Origin of the sequence: Pontivivens marinum, from assembly GCF_900231835.1 — a bacterium.
GTDB lineage: Bacteria > Pseudomonadota > Alphaproteobacteria > Rhodobacterales > Rhodobacteraceae > Pontivivens > Pontivivens marinum.
In genome coordinates, this window is record NZ_OCTN01000004.1 from 120,526 (window position 1) to 143,896 (window position 23,371).

The 23,371-nt window shown below is 59.4% G+C and carries 26 protein-coding genes; 12 read left to right on the top strand and 14 right to left on the bottom strand.

Features of this window, described 5'->3' with window-relative positions; genetic code table 11:
- Positions 1-9: 9 nt before the first annotated feature.
- From CR254_RS11220 to CR254_RS11250, 7 genes are all read right to left on the bottom strand, one after another.
- Positions 10-1,260 (bottom strand): ABC transporter permease, encoded by a 1,251-nt coding sequence (locus CR254_RS11220; protein ID WP_097930001.1) that lies wholly within the window; start codon positions 1,258-1,260, stop codon positions 10-12.
- Positions 1,257-1,958: an ABC transporter ATP-binding protein gene (locus CR254_RS11225; RefSeq protein WP_245851590.1), complete on the bottom strand. Its 702-nt coding sequence runs from the start codon at positions 1,956-1,958 to the stop codon at positions 1,257-1,259. Before CR254_RS11225 ends, CR254_RS11220 begins: the two co-directional genes overlap by 4 nt.
- Before the next feature lie 17 nt (positions 1,959-1,975).
- Positions 1,976-2,656 (bottom strand): zinc uptake protein ZrgA, encoded by a 681-nt coding sequence (gene zrgA / locus CR254_RS17910; protein WP_145996739.1) that lies wholly within the window; start codon positions 2,654-2,656, stop codon positions 1,976-1,978.
- A gap of 22 nt (positions 2,657-2,678) precedes the next feature.
- Positions 2,679-3,065, bottom strand: a complete 387-nt coding sequence (locus CR254_RS11235; RefSeq protein WP_097930005.1) for a Fur family transcriptional regulator — start codon at positions 3,063-3,065, stop codon at positions 2,679-2,681.
- Between the two features lie 72 nt (positions 3,066-3,137).
- Entirely contained in the window at positions 3,138-4,208 is a 1,071-nt protein-coding gene (locus tag CR254_RS11240; protein ID WP_097930007.1) for an ABC transporter ATP-binding protein, read from the bottom strand.
- A complete protein-coding gene (locus CR254_RS11245) occupies positions 4,196-5,851 on the bottom strand; it encodes an ABC transporter permease (RefSeq protein ID WP_245851592.1) in 1,656 nt (551 codons plus the stop codon). The genes CR254_RS11240 and CR254_RS11245 overlap by 13 nt, the downstream gene beginning before the upstream one ends.
- A gap of 47 nt (positions 5,852-5,898) precedes the next feature.
- A complete protein-coding gene (locus CR254_RS11250) occupies positions 5,899-6,876 on the bottom strand; it encodes an ABC transporter substrate-binding protein (RefSeq protein ID WP_097930012.1) in 978 nt (325 codons plus the stop codon).
- A 181-nt stretch (positions 6,877-7,057) separates the two neighbouring features.
- On the opposite strand from CR254_RS11250, the gene CR254_RS11255 reads away from it, so the two are divergent.
- The 5 genes from CR254_RS11255 (at position 7,058) to CR254_RS11275 (ending at position 9,971) form a co-directional block, all read left to right on the top strand.
- Positions 7,058-7,492: a VOC family protein gene (locus tag CR254_RS11255; RefSeq protein ID WP_097930013.1), complete on the top strand. Its 435-nt coding sequence runs from the start codon at positions 7,058-7,060 to the stop codon at positions 7,490-7,492.
- 70 nt (positions 7,493-7,562) lie between these two features.
- Positions 7,563-8,327, top strand: coding sequence for an SDR family NAD(P)-dependent oxidoreductase (locus CR254_RS11260; protein ID WP_097930015.1), 765 nt, complete (start codon positions 7,563-7,565; stop codon positions 8,325-8,327).
- 84 nt (positions 8,328-8,411) lie between these two features.
- On the top strand, positions 8,412-9,011 hold the full coding sequence (gene nthA, locus CR254_RS11265) for a nitrile hydratase subunit alpha (protein ID WP_097930017.1): 600 nt from the start codon (positions 8,412-8,414) through the stop codon (positions 9,009-9,011).
- Entirely contained in the window at positions 9,008-9,661 is a 654-nt protein-coding gene (gene nthB / locus CR254_RS11270; protein WP_097930019.1) for a nitrile hydratase subunit beta, read from the top strand. The genes nthA and nthB overlap by 4 nt, the downstream gene beginning before the upstream one ends.
- The gene (locus CR254_RS11275; RefSeq protein ID WP_219618006.1) at positions 9,645-9,971 is read left to right on the top strand and encodes a nitrile hydratase accessory protein; all 327 of its coding nucleotides are present in this window, start codon (positions 9,645-9,647) and stop codon (positions 9,969-9,971) included. Before nthB ends, CR254_RS11275 begins: the two co-directional genes overlap by 17 nt.
- 45 nt (positions 9,972-10,016) lie before the next feature.
- On the opposite strand, the gene CR254_RS11280 is transcribed toward CR254_RS11275, so the two are convergent.
- A complete protein-coding gene (locus CR254_RS11280; protein WP_097930021.1) occupies positions 10,017-11,396 on the bottom strand; it encodes a M20/M25/M40 family metallo-hydrolase in 1,380 nt (459 codons plus the stop codon).
- Positions 11,397-11,542: 146 nt separating this feature from the next.
- On the opposite strand from CR254_RS11280, the gene CR254_RS18365 reads away from it, so the two are divergent.
- Both CR254_RS18365 and CR254_RS11290 read left to right on the top strand, forming a co-directional pair.
- On the top strand, positions 11,543-11,809 hold the full coding sequence (locus tag CR254_RS18365) for a hypothetical protein (RefSeq protein ID WP_425440268.1): 267 nt from the start codon (positions 11,543-11,545) through the stop codon (positions 11,807-11,809).
- 13 nt (positions 11,810-11,822) lie between these two features.
- Positions 11,823-12,161, top strand: coding sequence for a hypothetical protein (locus CR254_RS11290; RefSeq protein WP_097930023.1), 339 nt, complete (start codon positions 11,823-11,825; stop codon positions 12,159-12,161).
- Between the two features lie 50 nt (positions 12,162-12,211).
- Here the strand turns inward: CR254_RS11290 and CR254_RS17915 are convergent, their stop codons facing one another.
- Together CR254_RS17915 and mnmA are read right to left on the bottom strand one after the other, a co-directional pair.
- Entirely contained in the window at positions 12,212-12,595 is a 384-nt protein-coding gene (locus tag CR254_RS17915) for a hypothetical protein (RefSeq protein WP_145996740.1), read from the bottom strand.
- Between the two features lie 21 nt (positions 12,596-12,616).
- Positions 12,617-13,744, bottom strand: coding sequence for a tRNA 2-thiouridine(34) synthase MnmA (gene mnmA, locus CR254_RS11300; RefSeq protein WP_097930027.1), 1,128 nt, complete (start codon positions 13,742-13,744; stop codon positions 12,617-12,619).
- A 135-nt stretch (positions 13,745-13,879) separates the two neighbouring features.
- Between mnmA and sciP the strand changes: the two genes are divergently transcribed.
- The 4 genes from sciP to recG all read left to right on the top strand — a co-directional run bounded on the left by sciP (position 13,880) and on the right by recG (position 19,286).
- Positions 13,880-14,167 (top strand): CtrA inhibitor SciP, encoded by a 288-nt coding sequence (sciP, locus tag CR254_RS11305; protein ID WP_097930028.1) that lies wholly within the window; start codon positions 13,880-13,882, stop codon positions 14,165-14,167.
- 116 nt (positions 14,168-14,283) lie between these two features.
- Positions 14,284-14,994 carry a response regulator transcription factor CtrA gene (ctrA, locus tag CR254_RS11310; protein WP_097930030.1) on the top strand — a complete coding sequence of 237 codons (711 nt, stop codon included), beginning with the start codon at positions 14,284-14,286 and terminating at the stop codon, positions 14,992-14,994.
- A 62-nt stretch (positions 14,995-15,056) separates the two neighbouring features.
- Positions 15,057-17,168: an NAD-dependent DNA ligase LigA gene (gene ligA / locus CR254_RS11315; RefSeq protein WP_097930032.1), complete on the top strand. Its 2,112-nt coding sequence runs from the start codon at positions 15,057-15,059 to the stop codon at positions 17,166-17,168.
- Positions 17,169-17,195: 27 nt separating this feature from the next.
- Positions 17,196-19,286 carry an ATP-dependent DNA helicase RecG gene (gene recG, locus CR254_RS11320; protein WP_097930034.1) on the top strand — a complete coding sequence of 697 codons (2,091 nt, stop codon included), beginning with the start codon at positions 17,196-17,198 and terminating at the stop codon, positions 19,284-19,286.
- A 333-nt stretch (positions 19,287-19,619) separates the two neighbouring features.
- Here recG and CR254_RS11325 read toward each other — a convergent pair whose 3' ends face one another.
- The gene (locus tag CR254_RS11325) at positions 19,620-20,078 is read right to left on the bottom strand and encodes an iron-sulfur cluster assembly scaffold protein (RefSeq protein WP_097930035.1); all 459 of its coding nucleotides are present in this window, start codon (positions 20,076-20,078) and stop codon (positions 19,620-19,622) included.
- A gap of 66 nt (positions 20,079-20,144) precedes the next feature.
- Between CR254_RS11325 and hisI the strand changes: the two genes are divergently transcribed.
- Positions 20,145-20,507 carry a phosphoribosyl-AMP cyclohydrolase gene (gene hisI, locus CR254_RS11330; RefSeq protein ID WP_097930037.1) on the top strand — a complete coding sequence of 121 codons (363 nt, stop codon included), beginning with the start codon at positions 20,145-20,147 and terminating at the stop codon, positions 20,505-20,507.
- On the opposite strand, the gene gluQRS is transcribed toward hisI, so the two are convergent.
- Genes gluQRS through trmFO form a run of 3 tightly spaced genes read right to left on the bottom strand, consistent with a single transcriptional unit; the run spans position 20,504 to position 23,340 of the window.
- The gene (gene gluQRS, locus CR254_RS11335; protein WP_097930039.1) at positions 20,504-21,355 is read right to left on the bottom strand and encodes a tRNA glutamyl-Q(34) synthetase GluQRS; all 852 of its coding nucleotides are present in this window, start codon (positions 21,353-21,355) and stop codon (positions 20,504-20,506) included. The genes hisI and gluQRS overlap by 4 nt on opposite strands.
- Positions 21,336-21,938 (bottom strand): class I SAM-dependent DNA methyltransferase, encoded by a 603-nt coding sequence (locus tag CR254_RS11340; RefSeq protein WP_097930041.1) that lies wholly within the window; start codon positions 21,936-21,938, stop codon positions 21,336-21,338. Before CR254_RS11340 ends, gluQRS begins: the two co-directional genes overlap by 20 nt.
- Positions 21,939-21,981: 43 nt before the next feature.
- Complete coding sequence (gene trmFO / locus CR254_RS11345; RefSeq protein WP_097930312.1) at positions 21,982-23,340, bottom strand: methylenetetrahydrofolate--tRNA-(uracil(54)-C(5))-methyltransferase (FADH(2)-oxidizing) TrmFO; 1,359 nt, start codon at positions 23,338-23,340, stop codon at positions 21,982-21,984.
- Positions 23,341-23,371: the final 31 nt, after the last annotated feature.

The window sequence follows — 23,371 nt, forward strand, 5'->3', positions numbered from 1 at the left end:
CCCTTAGACCTAAATCCTGACTGTCATACCATCGGCAAGGGACATGCGGTAGGCGCGCAATGCGGGAACCAGGCTCACAATCGCGCCAGCACCGATAACGCCCAGCAGCACCCATAGCTCACGCAAGGTCGGTGCCTCAATCGGCAACCATAGGCCAAAGGCACTGTCGATCATCGGTTGTCCGATAAACAGGCCCAGATAGAGCAGCCCAAGCCCAAGGACCGCCCCGATCGCCGCCATCAAGGTCGCCTCCAGCACCAGCAGGCCAAGGATCACACGGGGCCGCGCACCCATGGCGCGAAAGATCGCCATCTCTCGCCGTCGCTCATTAAGGCTGGAGAATATCGTCGCCATCATCCCGATCAGCGCGGTGACAACCACCATTGCCGAAACCGCCAGCAGCGCCGTTTCCGCGATGCCGACGATTCGCCACAACTCTTGCAGCGCGACGCCGGGCAGGATCGCCAGCAGGGGTTCCTCGGGATATTCGTTGATGGAGCGTTGCAGGCCAAACACTTGCAGGCGACTGTTCACCCCGACCAGCGCGGCGGTAATGGCTTGCGGTTGCAGGTCCATCTGCCGGATTACATCCGCAGGGGTGGATTGCCCCGGAATTTGCGCACCGCCGCGCCAGTCAACGTGGATCGCCTCAATCGCCTCAAGGCTGACGATAACCGTCCGATCAACCGGCGTGCCGGTCTTCTCCAGAATACCCGAAACGCGAAACGGCTGATCCGCGTGTTCGGAAAACGAGGCGAGCCCATGGGCAACCACAATCGGATCACCGATTTGATAGCCCAGCGTGGTCGCAACATCCGCTCCGATCACCGTATCGAACAGGTCGTCCATCAGCACGCCATCCCGAACGGCCAAAGACTGCCCGGAGCGGTATTTGTAACGGTCAAAAAACTCCGTCGTCGTGCCCATCACACGGAATTGCCGATGACTATCGCCGAGGGATATCGGCACGATCCAGTCAACTTCGCGCCGCGCCGCGATGTCCTGATAGCTTTCCCAAGTCAGATTGTTCGTCGCGTTCCCGATCCGAAACACCGAATAGAGCAGCAGTTGCACGGAACCGGACCGCGCCCCCACAATCAGATCCGTGCCGGAGATCGTATCGGCAAAGCTGGCCTTGGCCCCCGTGCGGACCTTCTCCACTCCCAGAAACAGCGCGACGGATAGGGCAATGGCGAGGATCGTCATCCCGACCGTCAATGCACGCGCAATCAGGGAGCCATAGGCAAGACGTAGGATCATGTGGCCCCTCGCACGGCTTTGGCGATGTCGGTCATGTGGAGGACGCGATCAAACTGGCTGGATAGCCGTGCATCGTGACTGACCATCAGGACCGTCGTGCCATGGGCGCGCGATTGCCCGAATAGCAGCTCCAGAAAGGTCGCTTGCGTGGCCGCATCCAGCGAGGATGTCGGCTCATCCGCGATGATCAGCGGGGGCGTGCCGATCAGGGCGCGCGCGGCCGCAACACGTTGTTGTTGCCCGACGCTCAGGGTTCCTGCGCCTGCTGACATGACATCATCCGGTAATCCCAGATCGTGACACAGGCGCGCCGCCTCGGCCCGTCGATCCGCCACGTGCCTGCGCCGCTCAGGGGCGAATTGCAGCGGCAACAGGATGTTGTCCTGCACACTGGCAAAGGGCAGCAGGTTGAACTGCTGGAAAATCAGACCGATCTGCTCCGCCCGGAACCGGTCGCGTTGCCCCGCGGACAGGGCCGCAATATCCGTCCCCGCAACCGAGACCCGACCCGATTGGGCCGTAATCGTACCGCAAATCAGCGACAGCAGAGTCGATTTCCCCGATCCGCTTTCCCCCAGCAGCAGCACAGTTTCAGCCGGTGCCAGGGTCAGGTTCGGCACATGCAGCCCAAATGATGTCCGCCCCGGCCAGCGATAGCGGACATCGTCCATGTGCAGAATTGGGGCGGTATCAGTCACGAAACGGGGTCGCCTTGTTACAAGTCGCTCAGGTCAAGAACCGGCGCATCCCGCTCCACCTCAGCCGCGGTCGCGCCCGCATCGGAAATGATCTGTGTTTCCAGCTCCAGCGCGTTGGGGAATGCTGTGAAATAGGTGAAAGTTATATCTGTGATTGCGGCGGGATTTTCGCAATTTAACAGGTATTCAGCGTGAAATTCGGTGTGGCCATCCGCTTCGCTATGGTCATCATGGTCATCATGGTCATCATGGTCATCATGGTCATCATGGTCATCATGGTCATCATGGTCATCATGGTCATCATGGTCATCATGGTCATCATGGTCATCATGGTCATCATGGTCATCATGGTCGTGTTCTGCGTCGTGATCCTCGTGCTCGTCTTCACCTTCCAGCTCGGCATGTGCCTCAACCACGGTACAATTTGCGGCGGCGGAGAACGCGAACAGATCGAGCGGTTGGGACAGGATCGCAATCGCGGCGTCGATGGCCGCGTGATCCTCATCCGACTGCGCGGCATATTCAAAGCCGACAATATCTGCGCCCGGTGCATGCAGTGCCATTGCGACCTGCTGGCCCTGTAATGCGATGTCCAACTGGCCCACGCCATGCTCGTGCGCATCCATATGGCGGGCCTCCTGCGCGAGGGCAGGGGCAGAAATCAGGGCTGAGGCAGTCAGAAGCGTAAGCAATTTCATGGGATAAATCCTGTTCGATGGATTAGGCGGCGCAGCCTTGGCACTGGCCGTGAATTTCAACGATATGACGTGTGGGTTTAAAGGCGGATGCGGTCGAAATGGCGGATAATTCCGACAGCAGGCTGGTGCCGTCATGCTCCTCAACCGCGCCGCAATCCTCGCAGATTTCCAGCACGGGAACGGCAGCATCGTGATCGCAGCGGCAGGGTACAAAGGCCTTGATCGACTCGAGTTTATGGGCGCGACCCTGATTGGTCAGCGCGGCCAGTGCGCGATAAACGGTTGGCGCGGCAAGGTCGGGCTCCTCGCGCTTCATCTGGTCCAGGATCGCATAGGCGGTCATGGGCCTGTCATGCTTGTGCAGCACGTTCAGCACGTCGGATTGCCGGATCGCTGCTTGCTTGCGCATGGGGGCCTCCTGCTTCGCTCAACAGAAAGTTATTTTATAAAGTAACAAGTTTCCAGCGCTATCTTGCGGCAATCACACCGCCACCGCTGTCCGATCCTCAAACGCCCAGCCATCCTGAATGTTGAGCATCACCGTGTCACCAATATCATACCGCTGACGTTGCTCCGCCAGAATGGTTCCGCCGCCATGATTGGGGGCGAGCTGCAAGGTCAGCCGGAATTTACCACCCAGATAGACGGCATTCGTGACCTGCGCGGGCAGCGTCCCGTTATGGTCGATATGAACTCCATCGGGCCGCAGGCTAAGGTGCGTCGGGCGCGGTGTTCCGGACCGAACACGGGCGATATGTTCCCCTAGGGACACATCCATCCAGCCATCCCGACACGGGCCTGCCGCGTGAACAGGCAGCACCACACCCTGACCGACAAACCCCGCAACCATCGCATTTGCTGGTTCGTCGTGCAGGATCTCAGGCGGCGCAAATTGCCGGATGCGACCGTCTTGCATCACGGCGATGCGGTCGGCCAGCGCCATCGCCTCGGCCTGATCGTGGGTCACGTAAACCATAGTCGCGCCGGTTTGCCGGTGCAGATCGCGAAAGGCAGATTGCATCGTGGCGCGCAGGTGAACGTCCAGATTGGCGAGCGGCTCATCAAACAGAACGGCTTGCGGTTCCATCACCAGGCATCGGGCGAGGGCGACACGTTGCCGCTGTCCCCCCGACAGTTCCGCGGGTTTCCGATTGGCCATTTGCGTCAGGCCAGTGACCTGTAGCGCGGCCTGCAAGCGGGCTTCGCGTTCCTGCTTGGCGATGCGGCGCACCTCCAACGGATAGGCGATATTGCGCGCGACGCTCATATGCGGCCACAGGGCGTAGGACTGAAACACCATGCCCAGATTGCGATCCTCGGGCGGGATGGCGATACCCACCGCCGGATCGGCCAGCGATTGCCCGCCCAGCGCGATACGACCGCTATCGGGTGTTTCAAACCCCGCGATCAGGCGTAGCAGGGTCGTCTTGCCACAGCCGGACGGCCCCAGCAGCGCGATGAACTCACCCACCTTGGCCCGTAGAGAGATGTCATCAACCGCCGTGGTGGTGCCAAACCGCTTGGTGATGTTTTCGAGGATCAGTTTTGCCATGGAACGACACCGCTTGGTAACCGCCGCGCGGTCAGTTGCAACAGGCCCATCAGGGCGACGACGACCAGCACGACCATCATGGCGACCGCCGCTGCCATCACGGTTTCACCACTATCGTCGAGGTTGAAGATCACCACCCCCAGTGTTTGCGTGCCCGATGACCACAGCAGCGCCGACACCGTCAGTTCGTTAAACGCAGTCAGAAAAACAAGGATCGCACCGGCAGCAGCGGCGGGCGCGGCCATGGGCAGTAATATCTGGAACAGGCGGCGCATCGGCCCCGCGCCGACTGCCTGTGCGGCCTCCTCCATCGCGGGATCAATCTGCACGAAGCTGCTTTGAATCGGGCGCAACATCACGACCAGAAAGCGTGCCAAATAGGCGATGAAGATGATCCAGAACGTACCGTATAGGCTCCAATCCGTACTGGGGATGCGGATGAACAGCAGGATGCAGGCAATTGCCAGAACCACACCGGGCAGGGCATAGGGCAGATCGGCCAGTAAATCGGCAAGTCGCGTCAGGCGGGTCGGGCGCCGCACGCTCAGCCATGCCAGTGGAATGCACAGCATCATCAGGACCAGCGCCGCCGATCCGGCCAATAGGAACGAGTTGCGAAAGGCGCGGATCGTAACGGGCTGACGGAACAGCGCCTCGTACCATGCCTGCCACGTCATGTTGTCCAAAGTCAGCGGCAGGCCATAGGCGGGGATCAGCGAGGTCGCGGTTAACGCAATCAACGGCAGCACGAGGATCACGGTGATCACGGCCCATAATGTCAGCTCAACCACAGGCCGCGCACGCCCTAAATCCAGCGATAGGGCGCGGGTGCCTTGACCGCTCAGCCCAGTGGAAAGACGCGCCAGCACGATGCGGTATCCCACGATGCCCAGCAGTGCGACCAGACCGATGAGCAGGGCCAGCACGGATACTTCGGACAGAACCGTCGGCCCAAAACCGGCAAGGCGTTGATAGATCAGCGTCGGCAATGTCGAATAGCCCGCCGGAATGCCCAGCATGGCCGGAATGCCGAAATTACCCAGCGCAGTGACAAAGGCCAGCGCCGTTCCCGCCACAAGGCCCGGAATGCATAGGGGCAACACGATTTGCAGCCACATCCGCCCGCCACGCGCACCGGCACCGCGGGCTGCCTCAACCAGATCAGAGGGGATCGCCCTCAGGTTCGCCCGCAGGGTCAGAAACACAATCGAGGTATGCTGAATCCCCAGCAGCAGCGCGATACCCCATGCGGAATAGAGCGGCTGCGGCGAACCCAGCGTGGGCGCCAACCCGATGGTTTTCAGCAGAACGGAGGAGGGGCCGGTGACTTGCGTCCATGCCAGCGCCGTAATTTGCGGCGGGATCATCATCGGGATCATCAGGCAGAACACCAGTGCCGCCTTGGCGCGGATATTGGTGATCGCGACCAAAAAGGCAAAGGTCCCACCAAGAATGACGGAAATCACGGTCCCGAAGCCTGCCGTGAACAGGCTGTGCCGCAGGGCGCGCCATGTGCTGTCGCGACCTAAAACCTCACGCAGATGCGACAGGCCGATGCTGTCGCCCACACTGATGCTCTCAAATAACAGCCGTCCGATGGGCAGTAGGCTGAGCGCGAGAACGGGAACCAAAACCAGCGGCAACAGCCGATCCTGTAGAGACCGGCTGTTGCGATTATGTGCGGGCGCGATCACTCGACGCCAAAGGTTTCAGCGAAGCGGGCCTTGTTCGCATCCGCATCTGCCAGCGCCTGTGCTGGATCGAAATCCATCAGCACAATCTCATCCCGTGCGGGGAAACCAGCGGGCATCGGCATGCCGTCACGGGCAGGGATGTAGCCCTGATCCAAAACCAGTTGCTGACCTGCCTCGCTGAGCACGAAATCAACGAAAGCCTGCGCTTGTTCGGTGTTCTCGGCGCCGTTCAGGATCGCAACAGGCTCCGTCACATAGGAAACGCCCTCGGTCGGGAAGACGAAGGAAACCGGCGATCCATCAGCCGCGCCACGGATAGCGAGGAAATCAACGACCATGCCGTATGGCTTTTCGCCCGAAGCAACCGCACGGAAGGTGCCGCCATTGCCACCCTCGGCGCGTGCGTCGTTCGTGGCGAGCTGCTGATAGTAATCCCAGCCCAGACCATCGGTGCCGGTCAGCGTGGCAAGGTGGATCAGCGCAGCACCGGAATAGAGCGGCGAGGGCATAGCAACCATGCCGTCCATCCCGTCACCCACCAGATCGGTCCACGATGTCGGCGCCAGTTCCGCACCGGTATTATAGACGATGCCGGTGGTGATCAGCTTGGTCGAGTAATAATACCCCTCGGGGCTGTGCAACGCGGGATCATATGCGCCTGCCTCGGGCGAGTTATAGGCCATCAACAGGCCCTCTTGCGCCATGCCCTCCAGCGTCACGGTGTCAGCGATCAGCAGAACGTCGGGCTGTGCTGCACCTGCCTCGATCTCCGCACGCAGGCGGGTCATCAGCTGGGTGGTGCCGTCGCGCACCCACTCAACCTCAACACCCGGATTGGCGGCCATAAAGGCATCAACCGTCATCTGGGCATCGGCATTGGGCTGCGATGTGTACAGGGTCAGCGTTTCCGCCTGTGCGGCGATAGGAGCGGCAAATGCGAGGGCGAGCGTGAGGGCAGATGTGGTACGAAGCATAGCGTAATCATCCTTGGCTGGTTTGAGTCGGTTGATCGTGGCGGCCCGCTTACAATCCGCTCGACTACAACTTGATGACGGTTGGGGTTTGCGGCTTGCTTCGGGCGAGGTGGGGATTCACGATTCCTGTGCTGTCGCGGATGAATTGCGCAGCGAAATCAACGTCAGAAGGCGACAGGACATGGAACAGCGCATATCCCTTATTACTCTGGCAGTTGATGACCTGAAAAAATCTCGTGATTTTTATCAACGGCTTGGCTGGAAACCGGTGGAAAGCCCGCCAGGGATCGTTGCTTTTGACCTGATCGGGCAAACGCTGGGCCTGTTTGCGCGATCCGAAATGTTGGGCGAGGTCGGCTTGCCCGTTGCGCCCATGAATGACGGTTTTTCTGGTGTGATCCTCAGCCATAATGTGCGGGACAAGGCGGAAATCGCACCACTGTTGGATCGTGCGCGGGCAGCTGGGGCGCGGATCGTTAAACCCCCGCAGGACACGCCATGGGGCGGGCATCACGGCCATTTCGCCGATCCTGACGGGCATATATGGGAGGTGGCCTTTAACCCGTTCTCAACACTTGGCGCAGATGGTGCGTTTCAGTGGAACGGGATCAGCTAGGGCGGGTTGCACCTGCGGTGCGGCCCACGCAATATCCGCGAATTGATTTTGCATACCAAAGGCCAGAACTATGACATTGCCCATCACCCCGTCCTTCCGCCTTGATGGCCGTCACGCCTTGGTCGCGGGGGGATCGTCGGGCATCGGGCTGGCCTGTGCCGTTGCATTGGCGGAGGCAGGCGCGCAGGTCACGATCGCCGCACGGAGGGCAGCGCCATTGCAGCAGGCCGTTGACCAGATGCGCGAACGGGGGCTGGACGCCCACGGTGCCGTGCTGGACGTAACCGATATTGCTGCGGTACGTGGGCTGTGCACCCGCGAGCAACCCTTTGACATCCTGCTGAATTCCGCCGGTCTGGCCCGCCACAGCCCCGCCGCCGATACGACGGAGGAGGATTTTGACGCCGTTTCTGAATTGAACATCAAGGCAGCATATTTCTTGGCGCAATCCGTGGCGAACCCGTTAATCGCTGCCGGAAAACCCGGTGTGATCCTGCAAATCTCCAGCCAGATGGCCCATGTTGGCGGGGTGGAGCGTGCGGTCTATTCCGCGACAAAGCACGCGGTTGAGGGGATGACGAAAGGGATGGCGATTGAGTGGGGCAAACACTCCATCCGCGTGAACACGATTTGCCCGACCTTTATCCGCACCCCGCTGAGTGAACCCAGCTTTAACGATCCGGTGCGTCGCGCATGGATTGAGAGTATGATCAAGCTACCTCGCACCGGTGTGGTCGAGGATATTATGGGCGCTACGACCTTCCTGGCCTCGGACGCGGCGGCGATGATTACCGGAACCAGCCTGCTGATTGATGGCGGCTGGACGGCGGATTGATCGGCCGACGTCCTCGCCACCCGCTGTGGACAAGCGGCGCGCACAGGCGGCATGTTCGCATAACAGTTGAGAATGGAGACACCGATGCCCCATGACCATCACGATAATGATCTGGATGAGATGACTGCCCTGACACGTGCGCTGGAAACCGTGCTGGTGGAAAAGGGCTTGGTTGATCCTGCTGCGATTGACGCGATTATCGAGACCTATTCCAACGATGTCGGCCCCCGAAATGGTGCCGCCGTCGTTGCGCGCGCATGGACCGAGCCGGATTTCGCTGCGTGGCTGGAGCAGGATGCAACGGCGGCGATATCCTCGATGGGGTTCACCGGTCGGCAGGGTGAACATATGCGGGCGCTGTTCAACGCGGATGGGGTGCATAACCTCGTCGTGTGTACGCTGTGCTCCTGCTACCCATGGACCGTGCTGGGCCTGCCGCCGGTCTGGTACAAATCGCCACCCTATCGGTCACGGTCGGTGCGTGATCCACGTGGCGTGCTTGAGGAGTTCGGCACAAAACTGCCCGAGGATACAGATATCCGCGTCTGGGATTCCACGGCTGAAATGCGCTATCTGGTGATCCCGCAGCGTCCCGACGGTACTGAGGGGTGGAGCGCGGAGCAGCTTGCCGCCCTCGTCAATCGTGACAGCATGATCGGAACAGCCTTGGCGGATGCACCATGAACGGGCCGCATGATCTGGGCGGGCGCATGGGCTTTGGCCCAGTCGCGCCTGAGGAAAACGAGCCGCTCTTTCACGCCGAATGGGAAAAACGGGCGCTGGGAATTGTGCTGTGCTGCGGCGCACTGGGCTATTGGACCATTGATGAAAGCCGCCATGCGCGTGAAACCATCCCGCACACGGATTACCTGCGGTTTTCCTATTATCGCATCTGGCTGACCGCATTGATTGAGCTGCTACAGCGCCATGGTGAGTTGAGCGCGCAGGAGCTTGCCTCCGGCCACGCGCAGACCGCCGGAAATCGTGCATCGCGTCGCCTGTCGGTCGATGGCGTTGCAGGCGTTTTGGCCAAGGGCGGCCCGACATCGCGTCCGCTGGAAAATGCCCCGCTATATCCTGTGGGAACACGGGTGCGGGTGCTGAACCTGCAACCAACGGGCCATATCCGCCTTCCGGGCTACCTGCGCGGGCATATCGGTGTGGTTGAGGCGCATTGCGGCGGCCATGTTTTCCCCGACACCAATGCCGTGCATCAGGGTGAGCAGCCACAGCACCTCTATACCATCGCGTTCGATGGCGCGGATCTGTGGGGACAGGGTGAGCGCCTCAGCGTGCGTGCCGATTTGTGGGAGAGCTATGTTGAACCTGTCTGAGTTTCCCGACGCCCCTCCCTTTGAGGAACCATGGCAGGCGCAGCTATTCGCGCTGACTGTCGCGTTGAACGAGGCTGGACATTTGCCATGGCCCGAATGGGCGCAGGCCTTTGGCCGCCGTCGGGCGCAGGGGGTTGATGATGCATCCGATTACTGGCCGCATTGGGCCGAAACATTGTCGGATGAGGTAACGCGCCGTGGCATCGCAGGGGCCGAGGATATCGCTGCCCTTGCCATGGCGTGGACCCGCGCCGCGCATGCAACCCCGCATGGTTTTGCTGTGACGCTGGAAAATGATCCGATGCGTTAAGCTAACGTGGCGATCACCCCCGCAGGGCTGATCGCCAATCTTCGTTTATTTCCCGAGCGCCGCCATTACGCGCACCCAGGAGCGGACACCACCGGTGAAGCTTTTGACGTTATACTTTTCGTTCGGGGAATGGATTGCATCATCATCGCGAGCAAAGCCGATCAGCATTGAGTCCAGCCCAAGCACTTCCTTGAAATGCCCCGCAATAGGGATCGAGCCACCGCCGCCAGTGTAAACCGCCTCGTTTGGCCATTCGGTGGCCAGAGCCTTGCGCGCCTTTTCAAAGGCAGGATCGGATGTCGCCATCACCGTTGCCTTGTCCGCGCCGTGTCCGATGAACTCAACCTCGCAATCATCGGGCAGCATGTGGCGCACCCGCGCACGGATCGCATCGCGGATGGCGTGGGGGTCCTGATCCCATACCAATCGGCAGGAAATTTTCGCCCGCGCCTCGGCTGGCAAAACGGTTTTGAAGCCGTCACCGGTATAGCCGCCTGTGATGCCGTTGAATTCGCAGGTCGGGCGGGCCCAGATCTGATGCAGGGCAGGGATGCCTTGCTCACCTGCGGGGGTGCTCAGGCCGACCTTGCCCAGAAAATCCTTGGGATCGAATCCGAGGCTCTCCCACTGCTGGGCCAAATTGCCGGGAACATCGTGCACGCCATTATAGAAACCGTCCAACGTGACTCGGCCCTGTTCATCATGCAGCGAGGCGAGGATATGGCTGAGAATACGGATCGGGTTCGCCGCAGGGCCGCCATAGCCGCCCGAATGCAGATCGCGATTGGCGGCGCGGATCACGATTTCCTCGGCCACCATGCCGCGCAACATTGTGCAGATGGACGGAGTGTTGCCATCCCACATACCAGTGTCGCAAATGAGTGCGATCTCGGTTTTCAGCTCCTCGGCGTTTTCCTGTAGGAACGGCACCAGCGAGGGTGAGTGGCTTTCCTCCTCGCCCTCAAACAGAATTGTGATACGCACGGGCAGGTCGCCGGTTGTTTCAACCCATGCACGGCAGGCCTCAACAAAGGTCATCAACTGCCCCTTATCGTCCGACGCACCGCGCGCACGAATCATGGGGCCGTCGGGACCTTCCTCAATTTGCGGGTCAAACGGATCGGACTTCCACAACTCTAGCGGGTCGGCGGGCTGTACATCATAGTGGCCGTAGAACAACACATGCGGCGCATCTTTCGGCCCGCCATGGGCCACAACCATCGGTTTTCCCGGCGTATCCCGACGCGTGGCATCGAATCCCAGGCCGTTCAATTCGGCGACCAGCCAGTCCGCCGTTGCCACACAATCGTCATGATATGTGGGATCGGTTGAGATAGAAGGCATGCGGAGCAACGCAAATAGACGCTGCAATGCTGTGTCTGTATTGGCGTCGGCTGCACTTAGTACGGATTCAAGATTACTCATCTGGGTTTGCTCATACACAGTTACGTTACGGTCAAAATTTGTACACTTTTCCATGCCAGAATATGTGGTATTGCGAGGTGTCTGGCACAGCCAAGGTTCGTATGATGTAATGACACGAACCAACGAAAACTGAAATGGGGGCAAATATGCCTATTTTGAATAGCTCCGGCATAAAGGGGCTGGGACTATGCATGGTCGCAGCAGTGCTGAGCGGATGTAACCAGGGCGATTTCTCGTCTGCATCCAGCCGCACTGACGGTGAGGCTTTTGTCGTGGTGCGTTCCGCGACCTGGGTTGATCCTGACGGATGTGAGCACTGGGTCTTCGATACCGGCGCTGAGGGGTATATGACACCCAAGCTACAGCCAAATGGTCGCCCGATTTGCGGCCGGACCACTGGCGCGCGTCAGTAGGGGGATTGAGATTATGACTGGACTTACAAAGGGCCTGTTGTTGGCCGCGTTTTTGCCGCTTGCTGCATGTCAATCCGGTGGCGGTGTTGGTGTTGGTGGGGCAACAGCAACTCGTTTTGATGACAATGATCCTGACGTGGATCGCGGCATTGATGCACACCGTCTATCCGATATGCGGGCGTCGATCTGGGTCGATCCGCTGGGATGTCAGCACTGGTTGATTGATGACGGAATTGAAGGTTATCTATCCAACCGTCTGAATGCAGATGGTACGCCACGTTGTGATGGTCCTAGCATCACCGTTGGTCAGGAAATCGGTTCGACACAGCGTCTGATCCGCAACCCTAACTAAGCTATGCAAATGGCCGGGGCAGTGCTCCGGCCTTCCGCATCTTGCGCTGACTATGCTGACATGCTGCTGCGCGCAGTGCCTATAATGTTGATATAGGTTTCCGTTACGCTGGCATCAAAAACACCTGACAATTTAGTATCATACCGTTCACGCCATGCCGTGTAGGCTGCGTGAAACCGTGGATTTTCCGGAGCATCCTGTGTGTGCAGTGTTAAATCGCTGCGCTTAAATGCACGAAGTGTTACCGGCATGTGGCCGACAACAGGCCAGCCGCGCTGCTGTGCCTTAGGGTGCGGTGTTACTGTGATCGAGAGTATGGGTTCGCCCGAGCGGTTATTCTCCGCCGGATCAATAGCTCCGATTGTGCAGACCAGAGGCGGCGTCGTCGCCGTCCTGTTGCTGGTCCACACTTGGCCGACTTTAATAGTGTCCATTGATGGCTCCCCCTATCGCCATCACGCCGTTGCGATCCACCCTCCGCCAAGTACACGGGACCCCTCCAACGCGTAAAAGACACAGGCCTGACCCGGCGCAATTCCCTCTTCAGCCAAGGCCAACTCGACCTCTGCACGGCCATCGGGTAGCGGGCGCAGGATTGCCTCACGCGGTGGGCGTGTAGAGCGAACCTTGACCATTACCTCGATGCCTTCACTGGGCAGATCCGCGATGGATCCCTCACCCAGCCAGTTAAGCTCCTTGAGCGGAACACGGCGAACTGCCAGTGCTTCCTTGGGACCAACTATGACCTGATGGGTATTTGCGTCAAGTTTCACAACGTATAGGGGTTCGCCGCCGCCGATTCCCAATCCGCGACGCTGACCGATCGTATAGTGGATCACACCGCGATGCTGACCCAAGACGCGCCCGTCCAGATGCACGATATCGCCAGGCTCGACAGAGCCGGGACGCAGCTTCTCGATCACCGCTGCGTAGGAGCCGTTGGGCACAAAACAGATATCCTGACTGTCCGGCTTATCGGCCACGCTCAGCCCATGCTTTAAGGCCAGCGCGCGGGTTTCCGCCTTGGATTTCAAATGGCCTAGGGGGAAGCGTAGATAGTCTAGCTGTTGCTGAGTCGTGGAAAACAGGAAATAGCTCTGGTCCCGCTCCGGATCAGCGGCGCGGTGCAGTTCCGCCTTATCCGCCTGTTTGCGCTGAATGTAATGACCGGTGGCCATACAGTCCGCGTCCAGATCCTTGGCCGTTTCCAGCAGATCGCGGAATTTCACACGCTCATTGCAGCGAATGCAGGGGATGGGGGTCGCGCCGGCCAGATAGGCGTCGGCGAACTCATCAATCACGCTTTCCTTAAACTTGTTCTCATAATCAAGGACGTAGTGCGGGAAGCCCATCACCTCGGCCACGCGGCGCGCATCATGAATATCGCGCCCGGCACAGCATGCGCCCTTCTTGGCCAAGGCGGCGCCGTGATCGTATAATTGCAGGGTCACGCCAACGACGTCATAGCCCTCAGCCGCAAGCTCTGCTGCAACGACGGAGCTATCAACGCCGCCGGACATCGCCACGACGACACGGGTGTCTTTGGGGGCTTTTGCGAAGCCTAGGCTGTTGAGAGTGGTCATGTCATTGCCTGCCAGAACATTACGGAAGTCGCGCGGTATATAATCAAATTAGCACTATAGACAACCAGCGGCTTAACGGTCAGTTCATTGTGCTGCGCGAATGTCTCCTCACAAAAAAGAGCAGTGAGGCATATTATGTATCTGAAACGCACCGACCGACCGATCCTTGTTAAGGATCATTCCGGGCGATCTATCGCCCGAAACGACCTGCCACCACCCGAAACAAAACGCTGGGTTGCCCGGCGCAAGGCGATGGTCGTCGCCGCTGTTGATGGCGGCATGCTTACCTTGCAGGAGGCATGCGAACTATATGATTTATCTGAGGAAGAGCTGGGCCAATGGCGCGATGCCCTTAGCAAACATGGCCTGAATGCCCTACGGGTTACTGCGATGCAGAGGTACCGAAAAGGCGCTGATACCTGAGGGATTAGCGTGGGTCGCGATACGTTTATATGGGTTTACCGTTAATTAACCTTTAGGCGTTGATTGTAGGTATATTAGGTTGGGCAGAACGCTCACCGTGGCCCGGAGGTCCCCGCATGCGAATACTACTTATCGAGGACGATCCTGCGACCGCCCGCAATATCGAACTGATGCTGTCGAATGCGAACTTTAACGTATACGTCACCGATTTGGGGGAGGAGGGCGTCGATCTCGCCCGTCTGTATGATTATGATCTCATTATCCTCGATCTGAACCTGCCGGATATGCACGGGCACGATGTGCTCAAACAACTGCGTCTGGCCAAGATCGAAACGCCAATCCTGATTCTCTCGGGTATGGATGATGCGGATAACAAAATCCGCGGTTTCGGTTATGGCGCCGATGATTACCTGACAAAACCGTTCCATCGTGAGGAGCTGGTCGCACGCATCCACGCCATTGTTCGGCGGTCAAAGGGGCATGCGCAATCTGTGATCGAAACCGGCATGGTCTGCGTTAACCTTGACGCAAAAACAGTCGAGGTTGAGGGCAAAACCGTCCACCTGACCGGCAAAGAATACCAAATGCTTGAGCTGTTGAGCCTGCGTAAGGGCACAACCCTGACCAAGGAAATGTTCCTTAACCACCTATATGGCGGCATGGACGAGCCTGAGTTGAAGATCATCGACGTGTTCATCTGCAAACTGCGTAAAAAGCTAAGTCAGGCAACCGGCGGGGAAACCTATATCGAAACCGTTTGGGGCAGGGGCTATGTTTTGCGTGATCCAATCCCCCAGACGATTGAGCAACCCGCCCGCCGCGCTTAAACCATCTGGACCATTGGGCGCTGCGGGCCTAACTCTCGTGCGAAGTGCGGCGGGAGAAGATTATGGACGATATCGCAAAAATTGACGTGACGGCGTTGGACGCGGCGGCGGCAGAGGAGTTGCTCGAAACATTGTCCGCACGCTTGGCGCAGGCAAATATCGCCTATCATCAGGCTGATGACCCAGAACTGTCCGATGCGGAATATGATCGCATCAAGCGGATCGTTCTGGATATCGAGCAGCGGTTCCCAAGTTTGCTTCGTGAGGATAGCCCGTCGCAAGCCATAGGTGCCCCACCCGCCGATGGTTTTGGAAAGGTAGTACACGCCGTACCGATGTTGTCGCTGTCCAATGTTTTTAAAGACGAGGATGTGATCGATTTTGATATGCGAGTTCGCAAATTTCTGGGTGTAACAGATCCCATTGCTTATACTGCGGACCCCAAGATTGACGGTTTATCACTGTCCTTGAGATATGAGGGTGGCATTCTACGGCAGGCTGCAACCCGTGGAGATAGTGAAACCGGTGAGAATGTAACCGCGAACGCCCGCACTATCGCGGATATTCCGCAAAGGTTAACAGGTGCCCCCGACATTTTGGAAGTGCGCGGCGAGGTCTATATGGACCATGACGACTTCCAAGCCTTGAATCTGCGACAGGAACAGGCCGGAGCGAAACCCTTTGCCAACCCCCGCAACGCTGCTGCGGGATCGTTACGGCAATTGGACGCGGCCATCACAAAATCGCGCCCGTTGCGGTTTTTTGCATATGCATGGGGGCAGTTGTCGGCGCCGCTGGCGACAACACAATCCGATGCAATTGCGGAGCTGGCCAATCTGGGCTTTCGAACAAACCCGTTGACGAAACTATGCCGCTCCGCTGACGAAATGATCGCGCATTATCGCCAGATCGGAACCGCGCGTCCCGACCTCGGCTATGATATCGACGGCGTGGTTTACAAGGTTGATGATCTCGCGCTGCAAAAACGGCTCGGATTTCGAGCCAATAACCCACGCTGGGCGACCGCGCATAAATTCCCGGCTGAAATCGCCGCGACCCGCCTGCGGGATATCGAGATTCAGGTGGGCCGCACCGGCGCGCTCAGCCCAGTTGCGCGGTTGGAGCCGGTTACGGTTGGCGGTGTTGTAGTGTCCAATGCGACCCTGCACAACGCAGATTACATCGCGGGTCGCGATTCAAAGGGGGAGCCGATCCGCGGCGGAAACGATATCCGTATCGGGGATATGGTTGAGATTTACCGCGCCGGTGATGTGATCCCCAAGGTGCGCGATGTGTTGCTGGACCGCCGCCCTGATGATTCACAACCATTTGTTTTCCCAGATAAATGCCCGATCTGTGACAGCCCCGCTCTGCGCGAGCCGGGTGAGGCCGTGCATCGCTGCACCGGCGCGCTGACCTGTCCTGCGCAGGTGGTTGAGAAGTTGAAGCACTTCGTCTCTCGCATGGCTTTTGACATTGACGGGCTCGGCGCAAAGCAGGTTGAGGCATTTCACACCGATGGCTGGATTGCGTCCCCCGCTGACATCTTCGCGCTTGAGGAGCGATACGGGTCCGGCATGAAGCAGCTCAAAAACCGCGAGGGCTGGGGGCAAAAATCGGCGGATGCGCTGTTCGCCTCGATCCGCCTGCGGCGCACGATCCCCTTGAACCGGTTGATTTTTGGCCTTGGCATCAGACATGTCGGGGAAAGCTCCGCCATGCTGCTGGCCCGACATTATAATCAATGGAACACGTTTCGTGAGGCGATGCAACAGGCCACGCCAGACAGCGCGGCACGTACGGAACTGGTCGCAATCGACGGTATTGGCGCGGTGATGGCGGAGGCGATAGCCGACTTTTTCGCATCAGAAACCGCGCGCGTGCAGCTCGACGCCCTAACCGCATGGTTAACGGTTGAGGATGTCGCCGCCCCCGCGACCGAGGGGTCGCCCGTTGCGGGCAAAATCGTGGTCTTCACTGGATCGCTAGAAAAAATGTCGCGTGCGGAGGCAAAGGCGCGGGCCGAGGAAATGGGCGCCAAGGTATCCGGCTCCGTTTCCGGCAAAACCGATATCGTGGTCGTAGGGCCGGGCGCAGGGTCCAAGGAGAAAAAGGCGCGTGACCTTGGCCTGACTGTGCTGACCGAGGCAGAGTGGCTGGACATGATCGGCTGAAATGTTAACGGAGCGTAGTTGAAAACAATGGCAGGTCGCCCCGAAATCCTGTTCCCGCTATTCGCGAACCTGACCGCGTTGCCCGGTATCGGGCCGAAAACCGCGCCTTTATATGAGCGGATCGGCGTGCAAAGCCCTCGTGATTTGCTAATGACATTGCCCACTAGCGGTACGGATCGGCGGCTGAAATCCTCGATTTTGGACGTGCCTTTGCCGGCCACGGTCACGGTGGAGGTCGAGATCGGCGAACACTCGCCCGCGCGGGTAAAGGGGCGACCCTATCGTGTCAGCGTGCGGGATGCGCAAGCCGAGTTCCAGATTGTGTTTTTCCACGCCCGCGATGACTGGATGGAACGGCAGTTGCCCACGGGGCAGCGGCGCGTTGTCTCTGGTCGGGTGGAGCTGTTCGACGGCGTCGCGCAGATGGTTCACCCCGATCATGTGCTAAGCATGGGTGAGGCGGAAACCCTGCCGCCATTCGAGCCGATCTACCCGCTGACCGCTGGCCTGACCTTGAAGGCTGTGGTTAAGGCACAGCGGGGCGCGTTGGATCGTCTGCCCGATTTGCCGGAGTGGATTTCACCACAAGTCGTAGCAGATCGTGAGTGGCCGACATGGATCGATGCAATTCGCAGCGCCCATGCCCCTGATTCCGCAGCAGATCTAGTCGAAACAACGCCGGTACGTGAGCGGCTGGCCTATGATGAATTGTTTGCGCATCAGGTCACGCTAAACCTTGCCCGTGCACAGGCACGTCGCAAAGCGGGGCGGGTTTCGCAGGGCGATGGCGCATTGCGCGCGCAGGTCCGCGCCGCTTTACCCTATGATTTGACGGGGGCGCAAAGCCGCGCTGTTGGGGAAATCTCGGCGGACCTTGCCGCGCCGTTGCGGATGAACCGGTTGCTACAGGGCGATGTCGGCTCGGGGAAAACCTTGGTTGCGCTGCTGGCTATGCTCACCGTGGTTGAGGCAGGCGGCCAAGCCGCGATGATGGCCCCGACGGAGATTTTGGCGCGTCAACATATGGAGGCTTTGGCCCCGCTGGTGACGCCGCTGGGCCTGAAAATCGGGATTCTGACCGGTCGTGACAAGGGCGCAGCCCGTCAGGAAAAGCTAACCGCGCTGGCTGCGGGTGAGTTGAACATCCTGCTGGGTACCCATGCCCTGTTCCAATCAGATGTCGCCTTTGCCGATTTGCGGCTGGCAATAATCGATGAGCAACACCGCTTTGGCGTGCGCGAACGCATGACACTGGGTGATAAGGGGCGGGCGGTGGATATCCTCGTGATGACAGCAACGCCGATCCCGCGGTCGCTTAGCCTCGCGCAATATGGCGATATGGACCTGAGTGTTCTGGACGAAAAGCCAGCCGGACGGCAGAAGATCGAAACAGCGCTGGTCTCGGCTGAGCGGATGGAGCAGGTGGTTGAGCGTTTGCGCGCCGCGATACAGGCGGGGCGGCAGGCCTATTGGGTGTGTCCCTTGGTCGAGGAAAGCGAGGTTGTTGAGGCAACCGCCGCCGAGGAACGCCACCGTGCGCTGCGTGTCGCCTTGGGTGAGGAAAATGTCGGGCTGGTGCACGGGCGGTTAACGCCGGCGGAAAAGGACGCCGCCATGGCGGATTTCGTGGCCGGTCGCACGCGCGTTCTGGTGGCCACCACCGTGATTGAGGTCGGCGTGAACGTGCCCGCCGCCACGATCATGGTGATCGAGCAGGCGGAACGCTTCGGTCTCGCGCAATTACACCAGTTACGGGGCAGGGTGGGCCGTGGTTCCGAAAAATCGACCTGTTTGTTGATGTATCAATCCCCGATGGGCGAAACGGCGCGCGCGCGTTTGGAGATCATGCGTGAGACGGAGGACGGATTCCGTATCGCGGATGAGGATCTGCGCCTGCGCGGTGCTGGCGATGTCCTGGGAACGGCGCAATCGGGGCTGCCGAAATTCAGAATCGCTGATTTGGAACGGCAGGCTGGCCTGCTGGCGCTGGCGCAAAAGGATGCGCGATTGGCGTTGGACCGTGATCCGACGCTAGATTCCCCGCGCGGGCAGGCAATTCGGACTCTTTTATACCTGATGGAACAGGAACGTGCGATCCGTTTGCTTTCAGTGGGTTAGCCGCTGAACAGAATTTTTGTTCGCAAATGTTCTCATTTTTTCTTGACTGAACAGGGGTCATTAGGAGAACATTAAGGCAACACGGAACAGGAGGTTGCCAAAATGATCCCCCACATGCTGCGCACCGCACGCCTTAACAGTTATGAAATGCTAGGCGATGTCATCGGCCTAGCCGCGATATGCGTGATGATCGTCACTGCGTTGATGCTGTAACCCGTATACGAAGTTTCTGCCGCATTCGGGACGCCCCGCGTTCCAGCTTGTCCCTCAAGATTGTGATCTGTCCCGATCACACTGGCCGCGACCCGATGCAACCCAACTCGCCGCACGTCCTTAGGACGCTGCGGCGTTTTTTTGCGCGGCCTCCATCGCGGCAACGGTCGCATCCGGCACCAACAGGATCGAGGCATGGCGATTGCGGTAGGTGCGAGCCGGCTCCAGAACATCATATCCGTCAAAGGGGGCGGCGGGCACAGGCCCCTCATCACGCAACATCGCGCGCAACGCATCGCGCCCCTCACGCGCCTGTTCCAAGGTTAGGCCAACGGCCTGTTCGGCGAAAATTGCGGCAGATGCTTGGCCCAATGCGCAGGCTTTTACGTCCTGCCCAAATTGGCTGATCCGGCCGTCCTGCACATCCAGATCGACTGTCACGGTGGACCCGCACAGGGGGGAGCGCTTCATAATCGTCGCATCGGGCGCATCCAGCCGTTGATGATGCGGAATGGCTGAGGCCAGCGCGAGGATCCGCTGGGAATAGAGCTTCATCATCTCGTCATCGCGTTCGCTCATACTCTCGCCTTTCGTTGTTCAACTCCCTAAATAGGCTCGGACGCCGCGAACGGAAAGAGGGCAGCTATGACCGTAACATTCGATCCCACAACTTTGTGCTATACCGCCGACGGCTTGATCCCCGCAATTGCGCAGGATGAGAGCGGAGCCGTGCTGATGATGGCATGGATGAACAAGGAAACGCTTGCAGAAACGCTGGCCACAGGGCGCGTGACCTATTGGTCGCGGTCGCGGCAGGCATTTTGGCGCAAGGGTGAAAGCTCGGGCCACGTTCAAACCCTGATCGACATGCGTGTGGATTGTGACCGCGATTGCCTGCTGATGATCGTGGATCAGGCTGGCCCCGCATGTCATACGAATCGCCGCTCATGTTTCTACACAGCGATCCGCGACGGTGTTGAGGTCGAGCTGATGAAGCCCGAGGTCTAAAGCCCGATTGCGCGCAACACATCACCCTGCGTCCACCCCTCGGCACGCAGGGTGCTTACTGCACGCGCATCATCGCGCTTGGCCAAGCGTTTGCCTGCCTCGTCCCGGATTAAACGGTGATGGCGATAGGCGGGCGTGGGCAGGTCCAGCAATGCCTGCAATAGCCGGTGCAACGGGGTCGCGGGAAACAGATCGCGCCCCCGCGTGACATGAGTGATCCCCTGCGCGGCATCATCCACAACCACTGCAACGTGATAGGACGTGCCGATATCGCGGCGCGCCAGAACCACATCACCAATCCCGTTTTGCAGGTGCTCAGCGCTGAGGGCCTGTTGCCCCTGTTCACCGTTATCGCCTGCGTCCAGTTCGGTGAAGTGCAGCCCTGAGACATCACCCAGATAGGCAATCGCCGTCCGCATATTCAGCCGGATCGCAGCATCCTGCGCGACGTGCCCCGCGTTCCGACAGGTTCCGGGATAGATCAGGCCGTCCGGCCCATGCATCGGCGCACCCTCCTGCGGGGCGCTCAACGCGGCCTTGATATCGGCACGGGTACAGGTGCAGCGATAGGTTAGTCCAGCGGCGGTTAGCTGTGCCACCGCGTCTTGATACAGCGCTAACCGCTGCGATTGGCGTAAAACCGGCTCTTCCCAATGCAGGCCCAACCAGTGCAGATCGTCGAAAATCTGCGCCTCCCATTCAGGACGGCAGCGGGCGGTGTCGATATCCTCCATCCGCAACAGGAATCGGTCCGCAGTGCGGGCCGCGATCAGCGCAGAATAGGCATGGCCCAGATGCAGCGGACCGGTGGGCGAGGGCGCAAACCGCTCAACTCTTTTGCAGGACATAAACCGTTGCCCCAATGTCGCGGGCGGGCATGTGTTCACCATGTTCGCGGTGCAGGCAACGTGCAGCACCGGAATCGGTCCACGCCATCACGCGGCCCTCATATAAATGCTCGGCCAAGGCGTGATCGTTGAGCGAGAAGACAAAACGCCCGCCGCTGGGCAGCGCCTGTAGCACGGTGTCGATCAGGGTGGCGGGCGCATGGCCGGGGCTGAACAGGCCGATTGCAGCGACGCTTTGATAATTCTGCCCCTCCATCGCGGAGAGAGCATCACCCACCTGTAGCGTGTGATAGATGTTACGCGCGCGGGCATGCTCGATCATTTCGGGCGTTAGGTCCACGCCATCCACAATCTTGAATCCGGCAAGGCGCAGGGCCAAACCGCCCAAGCCTGTGCCGCATCCCAAATCCAGAACCGGTGCGGTCAAATCCGCCTCTGCCTCGCGCAGCGCGGTCGCGCAACGCTGAGGAGTGACATAGCCGTTTTCGGTGACCTCAGCATCATAGCTGCCCGCCCATTGCGCGTAGAGCGCCTGCGCGTCACCGTCGAGTTCGTAAACCTCATCGAGGTATTTCTTCGTCATTTCTGCCTCCGTACCCTAGGATAGCGCGGTTCGGCGGGAATGACTATTGCGATGGCAATGCTGCAAGCCAAGCTGCCCAATCCAGTTTTGCACGGTCGGTATAGGCGATCTTGCGATCCTTCTTACCGCGCCGTCCCTTTTTAGGGGCCTCCAATGGTGGGAACAGGCCAAAATTCACGTTCATCGGCTGGAATGTTTCCGCCTCTGCACCGCCAGTGATGTGACCTAACAGGGCGCCAATCGCCGTGGTTTGTGGTGGCATTTCGACGGCAACACCCAGCTTTTCATATGCGGCCAAACGACCTGCCAGCAGACCCATCGCCGCGGATTCCACATAGCCCTCAACACCCGTCACCTGACCGGCAAAGCGCAGATCAGGGCGCGACTTCAGGCGCATTTGCGTGTCAAGCAACCTAGGGGAGTTCAGGAAAGTATTGCGATGAATACCGCCCAGACGGGCAAATTCGGCGTTTTCCAAGCCGGGAATGCTTTTGAAAACATCCGCTTGCGCGCCGTACTTCATTTTGGTCTGAAAACCGACAATGTTGTACAAAGTGCCAAGCGCATTCTCACGACGCAACTGCACAATCGCATGTGCCTTGATATCGGGCTGATGCGGATTGGTCAGGCCAACCGGCTTCATCGGGCCCCAACGCAGGGTTTCGCGACCACGCTCCGCCATCACCTCAATCGGTAGGCAGGCGTCGAAATAGGGGGTGTCCTTTTCCCACTCCTTGAACTCGGTCTTGTCCGAGGTCAGCAGTGCGTCGATAAACGCCTCATATTGATCGCGATCCATCGGGCAGTTGAGGTAGGCGGTCCGCTCCTCCTCCGTCTCGCCCTTATCATAGCGGGATTGGAACCACGCTTTGCTAAGGTCGATGCTGTCCGCATGCACAATCGGCGCGATGGCGTCGAAAAAGGCGAGGCTTTCCTCACCCGTTGCCGCGCGCAATGCCTCCGCCATAGCAGGGGAGGTCAGCGGGCCGGTCGCAATGATCGAGATGCCCCATTCCTCGGGCGGTAGGCCTGCAACCTCACCCCGCGCGATTTCGATCAGCGGATGTGCCTCAATCTTGGCCGTGATCTCGTCTGAGAACGCATCCCGATCCACCGCCAATGCACCGCCCGCAGGCAGCGAATTGCGATCACCGGTCGAGATTATCAGCCCGCCAGCCTGACGCATTTCCCAATGCAGCAGGCCGACCGCGTTGCTTTCATCATCATCGGATCGGAACGAGTTGGAGCAAACCAGCTCGGCCAAGCCCTGCGTTTGATGCGCAAAGGTTTCGACCATAGGCCGCATTTCATGAAGCACGACCGGCACGCCAAGCTCAGCTGCCTGCCAGGCTGCCTCACATCCGGCCATGCCGCCGCCGATAATATGGATGGGATTTGTCATGCGTGCCATGTACGCCGCCGCGTCGGGTTTG

Excerpts from the sequence above, each read along its gene's own strand:
- CR254_RS11260 (WP_097930015.1), top strand. The coding sequence starts at position 7,563 with ATGACATTGCCCATCACCCCGTCCTTCCGCCTTGATGGCCGTCACGCC.
- nthA (WP_097930017.1), top strand. The coding sequence starts at position 8,412 with ATGCCCCATGACCATCACGATAATGATCTGGATGAGATGACTGCCCTG.
- recG (WP_097930034.1), top strand. The coding sequence starts at position 17,196 with ATGGCAGGTCGCCCCGAAATCCTGTTCCCGCTATTCGCGAACCTGACC.
- mnmA (WP_097930027.1), bottom strand. The coding sequence starts at position 13,744 with ATGACCACTCTCAACAGCCTAGGCTTCGCAAAAGCCCCCAAAGACACC.
- ligA (WP_097930032.1), top strand. The coding sequence starts at position 15,057 with ATGGACGATATCGCAAAAATTGACGTGACGGCGTTGGACGCGGCGGCG.
- CR254_RS17915 (WP_145996740.1), bottom strand. The coding sequence starts at position 12,595 with ATGGACACTATTAAAGTCGGCCAAGTGTGGACCAGCAACAGGACGGCG.
- sciP (WP_097930028.1), top strand. The coding sequence starts at position 13,880 with ATGTATCTGAAACGCACCGACCGACCGATCCTTGTTAAGGATCATTCC.
- trmFO (WP_097930312.1), bottom strand. The coding sequence starts at position 23,340 with ATGACAAATCCCATCCATATTATCGGCGGCGGCATGGCCGGATGTGAG.
- CR254_RS11240 (WP_097930007.1), bottom strand. The coding sequence starts at position 4,208 with ATGGCAAAACTGATCCTCGAAAACATCACCAAGCGGTTTGGCACCACC.
- CR254_RS11235 (WP_097930005.1), bottom strand. The coding sequence starts at position 3,065 with ATGCGCAAGCAAGCAGCGATCCGGCAATCCGACGTGCTGAACGTGCTG.
- zrgA (WP_145996739.1), bottom strand. The coding sequence starts at position 2,656 with ATGAAATTGCTTACGCTTCTGACTGCCTCAGCCCTGATTTCTGCCCCT.
- CR254_RS11275 (WP_219618006.1), top strand. The coding sequence starts at position 9,645 with ATGTTGAACCTGTCTGAGTTTCCCGACGCCCCTCCCTTTGAGGAACCA.
- ctrA (WP_097930030.1), top strand. The coding sequence starts at position 14,284 with ATGCGAATACTACTTATCGAGGACGATCCTGCGACCGCCCGCAATATC.
- CR254_RS18365 (WP_425440268.1), top strand. The coding sequence starts at position 11,543 with ATGCCTATTTTGAATAGCTCCGGCATAAAGGGGCTGGGACTATGCATG.
- CR254_RS11325 (WP_097930035.1), bottom strand. The coding sequence starts at position 20,078 with ATGAGCGAACGCGATGACGAGATGATGAAGCTCTATTCCCAGCGGATC.
- CR254_RS11290 (WP_097930023.1), top strand. The coding sequence starts at position 11,823 with ATGACTGGACTTACAAAGGGCCTGTTGTTGGCCGCGTTTTTGCCGCTT.
- CR254_RS11340 (WP_097930041.1), bottom strand. The coding sequence starts at position 21,938 with ATGACGAAGAAATACCTCGATGAGGTTTACGAACTCGACGGTGACGCG.
- CR254_RS11280 (WP_097930021.1), bottom strand. The coding sequence starts at position 11,396 with ATGAGTAATCTTGAATCCGTACTAAGTGCAGCCGACGCCAATACAGAC.
- hisI (WP_097930037.1), top strand. The coding sequence starts at position 20,145 with ATGACCGTAACATTCGATCCCACAACTTTGTGCTATACCGCCGACGGC.
- nthB (WP_097930019.1), top strand. The coding sequence starts at position 9,008 with ATGAACGGGCCGCATGATCTGGGCGGGCGCATGGGCTTTGGCCCAGTC.
- CR254_RS11220 (WP_097930001.1), bottom strand. The coding sequence starts at position 1,260 with ATGATCCTACGTCTTGCCTATGGCTCCCTGATTGCGCGTGCATTGACG.
- gluQRS (WP_097930039.1), bottom strand. The coding sequence starts at position 21,355 with ATGTCCTGCAAAAGAGTTGAGCGGTTTGCGCCCTCGCCCACCGGTCCG.
- CR254_RS11250 (WP_097930012.1), bottom strand. The coding sequence starts at position 6,876 with ATGCTTCGTACCACATCTGCCCTCACGCTCGCCCTCGCATTTGCCGCT.
- CR254_RS11255 (WP_097930013.1), top strand. The coding sequence starts at position 7,058 with ATGGAACAGCGCATATCCCTTATTACTCTGGCAGTTGATGACCTGAAA.